Below are 7898 nucleotides of genomic sequence, written 5' to 3'. Positions count from 1 at the left end.
CAGCGGGCGGTCGCCCCGGCGGGGGCGCTCTGCTGCAGGGTGTCGGTCATCGTGCTGTCCTTCCTCGTCCCGTCCGTGCTCGCTCGGTGCCCGGGTCGGTGCCCGGTCGGTGGTCAGTCCGCCACGACGCGCACGGCGCCGGGCACGTACTCGCGCTGCCGCACCACCCGGTACCAGCCCTTGGGCAGTGGGATCACCGCGTGCTCCTCGTGCACCACCCGGCCGCCCTCGGGCAGGTGCAGCCAGGCGGTGCCGAACGGCCCGGCCTCCCGCCGCAGCGTGCCCGGCCCGACCACCGCGTGGGCGTGCCCGGTGACCTCGCCGAGCGCCAGCACCAGCCGGCCGCGGGCGTCCCGCGGCAGCGACGGCAGGTCGGCCACCACGCGCGGCACCGCCGCCTCCCCCACCGGCACGATCAGCACGTCACCCTGGCGGTACATGTGGCACTCCCCGGCTCCGGGCCGACGGGGTGCCGGCCGCAACGAGGGGAAAGCTAGGGCCCGGCTCTGACAGCGCGTCGGCGCGCGGCCCCTCGCGCCGGGGTGTCGGCGCGGCCTGGTAGACAGAACCCGGCCGACCGGACGTCCCCAGGAGCAGCGCATGGCGATCAGCAAGCACATCGAGGAGTTCGGCGGGCTGCCCGTCGTGGACGTCCTGGCCGCCCTGGAGGACGGCCGCGAGCTGCCCGCCGCCGACGCCGCCGCCTGGCGGATCGCCCTGGAGTACGACGACGAGAAGACCTTCGCCGAGGCCTGGCAGCGCTTCCTCGGCGCCGTCGACACCGGGCGGGTCACCACCGTCGTGATCGGCAACTGGTCGCAGGAGGAGCCGGAGCCGCTCGCCGGCCCGCTCGCCGAGATCACCGGTGCCGCGGGCCGGCTGCCCGCGCTGCGCGCCCTGTTCGTCGGTGACATCACCTTCGAGGAGTGCGAGATCTCCTGGCTGCAGATGTGCGACGTCACCCCGCTGTTCACGTCCTTCCCGCGGCTGGAGGAGCTGGTCGTGCGCGGTACCGGCCAGGACTGGGAGGGCAACGGCGGACTGGAGCTCACCCCGCTGCGGCACGAGCACCTGCGCCGGCTGCGGCTGGAGGCCGGCGGCCTGCCCGGCAGCGTCCTGCGGTCCGTCGCCGCCTGCGACTTCCCCGCGCTGGAGAGCCTGGAGCTCTGGCTCGGCGTCGAGATGTATGGCGGCGACTGGACGCTGGACGACCTCGCGCCCTTCCTCGCCGGCACCCGGCTGCCGGCGCTGCGCCGGCTCGGCCTGCAGAACACCACCCGGCAGGACGAGGTCTGCGCCCGCGCCGCGCAGGCCCCGGTGGTGGCCCGCCTGGAGCACCTCGCGCTCTCCATGGGCGCGCTCACCGACGAGGGCGCCGCCGCCCTGCTGGAGGGGCAGCCGCTCACCCACCTCGCCTCCCTCGACCTGCACCACCACTACCTCACCACGGAGATGCAGCAGCGGCTGCACGAGGCCCTGCCGGACGTGGCGATCGACCTCTCCGACGCCCAGAAGTGGGACGACAACTGGCGCTACGTCGCCGTCTCCGAGTGACCCGGACAGGCAGGAACCTCCGATGAGCAGGACCTTCCACGGGCTTCCCGTGTGCAACGTGTTGACCGCCCTGGACGCGGGCGAGGAGCTGCCCGCCGCCGGGGCGGCCGCCTGGCGGATCGGCCTCGGCTACCGGTACGACGGCAAGACGGAGTTCGCGGAGGCCTGGCAGCGCTTCCTGGACGCGGTCGACACCACGCGGGTGCGCGCACTCGTCATGGGCGCCTGGTGGGCCGGCGACTACGACGACCTGGCCGGCCCGCTCGCCCTGATCGTCGACAGCGCCGACCGGCTGCCCGCGCTGGAGGCGCTGTTCGTCGGCGACGTCCGCTCCGAGGAGTGCGAGATCTCCTGGCTGGAGATGTGCGACATCACCCCGCTGTTCGCGTCCTTCCCCCGGCTGACCGACCTCGCCGTGCGCGGCGGCAACGGCCTGCGACTGCGGCCCGTCCGCCACGAGCGCCTCCGGTCGCTGGCCTTCGAGTCCGGCGGCCTGCCGGCCCGGGTGGTCCGCGCCCTGGGCGAGTGCGACCTCCCCGCGCTGGAGGAGCTCGACCTGTGGCTCGGCGTCGACGAGTACGGCGGCGACCACACCCTGGAGGACCTGGCGCCGCTGCTCACCGCCACCCGGCTGCCCGCGCTGCGCAGCCTCGGCCTGCAGAACAGCGAGTACCAGGACGACATCGCCGCCGCCGTCGCGCAGGCCCCGGTCGTGGCCCGGCTGGAGCACCTGGCCCTCGGCATGGGCGTGCTGACGGACGAGGGCGCCGCCGCCCTGCTGGAGGGGCAGCCGCTCACCCACCTCACCTCCCTCGACCTGCACCACCACTACCTCTCCGAGGAGATGCAGCAGCGGGTCGCCGAGGCGCTGGCCGGTGTCGACGTCGACCTGTCCGAGGCGGAGGACGAGGAGGACGAGGAGGACCGCTACGTGGCGGTCTCCGAGTAGCCCATGACCGATCGGCTCACCGTCCTCGGCAACCCGGGCCACCGCCGCGTCGCGCTGTTCGCGGCGGCGGCGCGGGCCGCCGGGCTGCCCGAACCCGCCGTACTGCCCTGGCTGGACGTGCTGCGCGGCGGGTACGCGCTGCCGCCCGGCACCGTCCTGCGGATCGACTCCCCCGGCGAGGACACGGCGGTCGACGCGCTGCTGCGCGGGCCGGTGCTCGGCGCCGGGTACGCGCCGACCCGGGTCGAGGGCGGCGCCGCCTGGTACGCCGGGGTGTGCGCGGCGCTGCACGGCCTCGCGGCGCGGCCCGGGGTGCGGCTGCTCGGCGACCCGGCGGAGATCGCGGTGATGTTCGACAAGCGGTCCGCGCACCGGCGGCTCGCGGCGGCCGGCGTGCCGGTGCCGCCCGCGCTCGACGGGCCGCCGCCGCGGGGCTGGGCGGAGCTGGCGGACCGGCTGGCGGCGGCCCGGATGCGCCGGGTGTTCCTGAAGCCGGTGCACGGCTCCTCGGCCTCCGGCGTGGTGGCCCTGGAGTTCGGGCCGCGCGGCCAGGTCCAGGCCACCACCTCCGCCGAGCTCGCCCCGGACGGCCTGCACAACTCGCTGCGGGTCCGCCGCTACCGCACCCCGGCGGAGGTCTCCGCCCTGGTCGACGCGCTCGCGCCGGACGGCCTGCACGTCGAGCAGTGGGTGCCGAAGGCCTCCCAGGGCGGCCGCTCCGCCGACCTGCGGGTGGTCGTCGTCGCCGGCCGGGCCACCCACGCGGTGGTGCGCACCAGCACCCGCCCGATGACCAACCTGCACCTGGGCGGCGCCCGCGGCGACCTGGCGCTCGCCCGGGAGGCCGCCGGCCCGGCCTGGTCCCGGCTGCTGGAGACGGCGGAGCGGGCCGCGGCCTGCTTCCCGAACTCCCCCATGGTCGGCGTGGACGTCCTGCCGACCGCCGGCTGGCGGGGCGCCGTGGTCGGCGAGGTGAACGCCTTCGGCGACCTGCTGCCCGGCCTCACCGGCCTGCCCGGCGGCCCCGCCGAGGGCCTGGACACCTACGGCGCCCAGATCGCCGCACTGCTGCACACCGGCCCCCACCGGGCGCCCGGTCGCACCACCCGGACGGAACCGCCCCGATGAACCATCACATACCCGACATGAACGACGTGATCGGCAGCCACGACCTGTTGCTGGTCACCCTGGACACGCTGCGCCTGGACGTCGCGCAGGAGCTGGCCGCGGCCGGCCGCATCCCGCACCTGGCGGCGCACCTGCCCGGCGGCCGGTGGGAGGAGCGGCACACCCCCGGCAGCTTCACCTACGCGGCGCACCAGGCGATCCTGGCCGGGTTCCTGCCGACCCCGGCGAGCCCGGACGGCCCGCACCCGCGGCTGTTCGCGGCCCGCTTCGCCGGCTCGGAGACGACCGAGCCGCGCACCTGGGTGTTCGACACCCCCGACCTGCCCTCGGCGCTGGCCGCCGCCGGGTACCGGACGGTCTGCATCGGCGGGGTCGGCTTCTTCAACAAGCAGGGCCCGCTCGGGTCGGTGCTGCCCGGACTGTTCCAGGAGTCCCACTGGGCACCGGAGATGGGCGTGCCCTCCCCCACCTCCTTCGAGGCGCAGGTCGCCCGCGCCGAGCAGGTCTGCGCCGAACAGCCGGACGGGCAGCCGCTGTTCCTCTTCGTCAACGTCTCCGCCCTGCACCAGCCGAACTGGTTCCACCTGCCCGGCGCGACCCGCGAGCACGGCGACACCCGGGAGAGCCACGCCGCCGCGCTGGAGTACGTGGACGCGCACATCGGCCGGCTGTTCGCGGCGACGAGCCGGCGCCGTCCCTGCTTCGCGATCGTCTGCTCCGACCACGGCACCTGCTACGGCGAGGACGGCTACACCGGCCACCGGCTGGGCCACCCGGTCGTCTGGACGGTCCCCTACGCGCACTTCGTGCTGCCCGCCGCCGAGGAGACCGGACGATGACCACGATGACGACCGACTCCCCGTACCGGGCGTACGTCTACGCCTACCCGCACAAGACCGCGTACCGGCCGCTGCCGGGGCGGCCGCCGCTGCGCGAGCTCTGGGCGGGCGAGCCGCAGCACGCGCTCTCGCTCTACCTGCACGTCCCGTTCTGCGAGGTCCGCTGCGGCTTCTGCAACCTGTTCACCCGGATCGGCAGCCCCGAGGGGCTGACCACGGCCTACCTGGACGCGCTGGAGCGGCAGGCGTCGGCGGTGCGGGAGGCGCTGGACGCGGACGCCCGGTTCGCGCTGGCGGCCTTCGGCGGCGGCACGCCCACCTATCTGACCGCGGCCGAGCTGGAGCGGCTCTGCGACATCGCCGAGCAGCGGATGGGCGCCGACCTGCGGGCCGTCCCGCTCTCGGTGGAGGCCTCCCCCGACACCGCGACGGCCGACCGGCTCGCCGTCCTCGCCGAGCGCGGCACCACCCGGCTCAGCCTCGGCGTGCAGTCCTTCCTCGACGAGGAGGCCCGCTCGGCCGTCCGCCCGCAGAAGCGCGCGGCGGTGGAGGCGGCGCTCGGCCGCGTCCGGGCGGCGGGCATCCCGGTGCTCAACATCGACCTGATCTACGGCATCGACGGCCAGACCGAGAAGAGCTGGCTCGCCTCGCTGGACGCCGCGCTCGCCTGGCAGCCGGAGGAGCTGTACCTCTACCCGCTGTACGTGCGGCCGCTGACCGGTCTCGGCCGGCGCACCGCCGACGGCCCCACCCCTGAGTGGGACGCCCAGCGGCTCGCGCTCTACCGGACCGGCCGGGACCACCTGCTGGCATCCGGCTACGAGCAGGTGTCGATGCGGATGTTCCGCCGGACGGGCGCGGCCACCGCGAGCGCCGGCGAGTACGCCTGCCAGACCGACGGCATGGTCGGCCTCGGCTGCGGCGCCCGCTCGTACACCTCGTCCCTGCACTACTCCTTCGACTACGCGGTGGACGCCCGCGAGGTGCGCGGCATCATCGACGACTACGTCGCCGCCGAGGACTTCACCCGGGCCGAGGTCGGCCGGGCGATGGACGCCGAGGAGTCGCGCCGCCGCCACCTGCTGCAGTCGCTGCTGCAGGCCGACGGGCTCGAACTCGCCTCCTACCGGCGGCGGTTCGGCTCCCTCCCGGCCGAGGACTTCGCCGCCGAACTGGCCGTCTTCGAGGCCCGCGGCTGGCTCGCCGAGACCCCCGGGCGGCTGGCGCTCTCCGCCGAGGGCCTGGCGCACTCGGACGCCGTCGGTCCGATGCTGTTCTCGCCCGCGGTCCGGGCCGCGATGGACGCGTACGAGGCGAAGTGACCGTCGACCTGGGGATGCCGGGGCCGCGCCCGGCCGAGACCCCGATGGACCTCACCCTGCTCTACCGCGGCCCGCTGGCCTCCTGCGACTACGACTGCCCGTACTGCCCGTTCGCCAAGCGGCGGGACAGCCCCGAGCGGCTGCGCGCGGACCGCGCCGCGCTGGAGCGGTTCACCGCCTGGGCCACCGCGCAGACCGGCGACACCCTGTCGCTGCTGTTCACCCCGTGGGGCGAGGGCCTGGTGCGCTCCTGGTACCGGCGGGCCCTCGTCGACCTCTCGCACCTGCCGCACGTGCGCCGGGTGGCGATCCAGACCAACCTCAGCTGCCGCACCGACTGGCTGGCCGCGGCCGATCTCGACACCCTGGCCCTGTGGATCACCCACCACCCGGGACAGGTCGACCGCGGACGCTTCCTGGCGAAGCTCCGGGAGCTGGCCGCACTCGGGGTGCGGCACAGCGTCGGCATCGTCGGCGAGCCGGAACACCTCTATGCCGCACGGGAGTTGCGGGCAGATCTGCCCGCCTCGACCTACCTGTGGGTGAACGCCGCGGACGGCCGGAGCTACACCGACGAACAGGCCGCCGCCTGGACGGCGGTCGACCCGCTGTTCGGCTGGAGCAGGGACCCGCACCCGAGCGGCGGCCGCCCCTGCCGCACCGGCGAGTCGGTGGTCTCGGTGGACGGCGACGGCACGGTGCGGCGCTGCCACTTCGTCCGCCCTCCGCTCGGCAACCTCTACGACGGCTCCTACCGTGCCGAGTTGCTGCCCCGGCCGTGCCCGCTGCCGGTCTGCGACTGCCACATCGGCTACGTCCACCTGGAGGGCCTGCCGCTGTACGACGTCTTCGCCGGCGGCGTCCTGGAGCGCATTCCGCACGGCTGGTGACCCGCGCCCGGGGCGCGGGTCACCCCGGTCGGCCGGTCAGGCCGGGCCGAGCATCGACTGCGCCGCCTGCTCCGCCGTCATCTCCTCCGGGACGGCGGCCAGTCGGGCCGCCAGGCTACGGTGGCCGGTGGCCCGCTCCAGCTCGGTGAGGAAGGCGTCCGCCTCCTGGTCGGAGGCGAAGTCCCAGACCAGCAGCCGGTGGACCATCGCGACCGCCGCGACCTGCGGCAGCCCGCCGCCGCCCGCCGCGCGCCGCCACTGCGGCACCAGCCGGCCGAGCGAGCAGCGGGCCTCGCCGACCAGCGGATGGGCCGGGCCGAGGTGGTGCTGCACCACCGGGATCAGCTCCAGCAGCATGCCGAAGGCCGACACGAGGTCCCCGGTCAGCGCGACGGCGTGCGCCAGCCGGGCCTGCGAGGCGAGTGCCCGGGCGTCGTACGGGCCGAGCGCCTGCACCAGGGCCGGCTGCACCTCGCGCAGCAGGTGCACGGCGCCGAACGGGTCGCCGGCCTCGCCCAGCGCCCGGGCCTGCTCCAGCCGGACCTCCAGGGTGTCGGGATCGCCCGGGCCGAGCGCCTGCGCGGCATCGGCGGCGACCTGGCCGAGCAGGTGGACGGCGCCCGCCGGGTCGCCCGCGGCGCACCGCCGGTCGCCGAGCCGCCGCCAGGCCGCGAGGGCGTCCCGGTCGTAGCGGCCGAGCAGCGCGGTCATCTCGCGGGCCACCGACTCCAGCAGGTGGACGGCCGCGTCCGGAGTCGGCGCCTCGTCCGCCCGGTCCCGCAGCCGCACCAGCAACTCCCGTACGGCGGCCGGGGCTTCGGGTCCCGCAGGCACGGCCCCGTGCGGAGCGGCCGGGGTCGGGGCCGCTGCCGGGGCGGGGGTCGGGGCGGGGGCGACCGGGCCGGCCGGCACCGGCGAGGGCCCGAAGCCCGGCAGAGCAGCGGACCGGGCCGGAACGCCGACCGGGCCCGCGGACGCGGGCGGCGCGGGCTGCACCGGGGGCGCCGGCTGCGCGAGCGGTGCGGGCGGTGCGGGCGGGAACCCGGCGGGCGGCTGAACCGGCGGGGCACCCGCCGCCGACGGCCCGAAGCCCTGCGACACGGCGCTCTCCAGCACGGTCGCGACCGGCGGCGCGGCCGCCGCCGGCACCGGGGCGGGAGCCGGCGAGGGGGCCGGGGCCGGAGTCGGCGAGGGGGCCGGGGCCGGAGTCGGCGAG

8 protein-coding genes are annotated in these 7898 nt (G+C 76.2%); 6 read left to right on the top strand and 2 right to left on the bottom strand.

What is annotated here, in order from left to right:
• Positions 1 to 113 precede the first annotated feature (113 nt).
• The gene (locus ABZ641_RS19920) at positions 114 to 440 is read right to left on the bottom strand and encodes a hypothetical protein (protein WP_344624409.1); all 327 of its coding nucleotides are present in this window, start codon (positions 438 to 440) and stop codon (positions 114 to 116) included.
• A 160-nt stretch (positions 441 to 600) separates the two neighbouring features.
• On the opposite strand from ABZ641_RS19920, the gene ABZ641_RS19915 reads away from it, so the two are divergent.
• The 6 genes from ABZ641_RS19915 to ABZ641_RS19890 are packed head-to-tail and all read left to right on the top strand — an operon-like array spanning position 601 to position 6682.
• On the top strand, positions 601 to 1554 hold the full coding sequence (locus tag ABZ641_RS19915; RefSeq protein ID WP_359983464.1) for an STM4015 family protein: 954 nt from the start codon (positions 601 to 603) through the stop codon (positions 1552 to 1554).
• A 22-nt stretch (positions 1555 to 1576) separates the two neighbouring features.
• On the top strand, positions 1577 to 2503 hold the full coding sequence (locus ABZ641_RS19910) for an STM4015 family protein (protein ID WP_344624411.1): 927 nt from the start codon (positions 1577 to 1579) through the stop codon (positions 2501 to 2503).
• A gap of 3 nt (positions 2504 to 2506) precedes the next feature.
• Complete coding sequence (locus tag ABZ641_RS19905) at positions 2507 to 3631, top strand: STM4014 family protein (RefSeq protein WP_359983462.1); 1125 nt, start codon at positions 2507 to 2509, stop codon at positions 3629 to 3631.
• 17 nt (positions 3632 to 3648) lie between these two features.
• A complete protein-coding gene (locus tag ABZ641_RS19900; RefSeq protein WP_359983459.1) occupies positions 3649 to 4470 on the top strand; it encodes an STM4013/SEN3800 family hydrolase in 822 nt (273 codons plus the stop codon).
• A 5-nt stretch (positions 4471 to 4475) separates the two neighbouring features.
• Positions 4476 to 5792, top strand: coding sequence for an STM4012 family radical SAM protein (locus ABZ641_RS19895; protein ID WP_359983469.1), 1317 nt, complete (start codon positions 4476 to 4478; stop codon positions 5790 to 5792).
• 44 nt (positions 5793 to 5836) lie between these two features.
• Complete coding sequence (locus ABZ641_RS19890) at positions 5837 to 6682, top strand: STM4011 family radical SAM protein (RefSeq protein ID WP_359983467.1); 846 nt, start codon at positions 5837 to 5839, stop codon at positions 6680 to 6682.
• 36 nt (positions 6683 to 6718) lie between these two features.
• Here ABZ641_RS19890 and ABZ641_RS19885 read toward each other — a convergent pair whose 3' ends face one another.
• Positions 6719 to 7516, bottom strand: a complete 798-nt coding sequence (locus ABZ641_RS19885) for a hypothetical protein (protein WP_359983456.1) — start codon at positions 7514 to 7516, stop codon at positions 6719 to 6721.
• Positions 7517 to 7898: the final 382 nt, after the last annotated feature.

The organism is Kitasatospora sp. NPDC007106, from assembly GCF_040634455.1.
Classification (GTDB): Bacteria; Actinomycetota; Actinomycetes; order Streptomycetales; family Streptomycetaceae; genus Kitasatospora; species Kitasatospora arboriphila.
Note: the sequence above shows the minus strand (reverse complement) of the source record. Positions and strands in the feature narration are given on the sequence as shown.

Bases quoted from the DNA above. Each gene is read 5' to 3' on its own strand.
- ABZ641_RS19920 (WP_344624409.1), bottom strand. From the start codon at position 440: ATGTACCGCCAGGGTGACGTGCTGATCGTGCCGGTGGGGGAGGCGGCG.
- ABZ641_RS19915 (WP_359983464.1), top strand. From the start codon at position 601: ATGGCGATCAGCAAGCACATCGAGGAGTTCGGCGGGCTGCCCGTCGTG.
- ABZ641_RS19910 (WP_344624411.1), top strand. From the start codon at position 1,577: ATGAGCAGGACCTTCCACGGGCTTCCCGTGTGCAACGTGTTGACCGCC.
- ABZ641_RS19905 (WP_359983462.1), top strand. From the start codon at position 2,507: ATGACCGATCGGCTCACCGTCCTCGGCAACCCGGGCCACCGCCGCGTC.
- ABZ641_RS19900 (WP_359983459.1), top strand. From the start codon at position 3,649: ATGAACGACGTGATCGGCAGCCACGACCTGTTGCTGGTCACCCTGGAC.
- ABZ641_RS19895 (WP_359983469.1), top strand. From the start codon at position 4,476: ATGACGACCGACTCCCCGTACCGGGCGTACGTCTACGCCTACCCGCAC.
- ABZ641_RS19890 (WP_359983467.1), top strand. From the start codon at position 5,837: ATGGACCTCACCCTGCTCTACCGCGGCCCGCTGGCCTCCTGCGACTAC.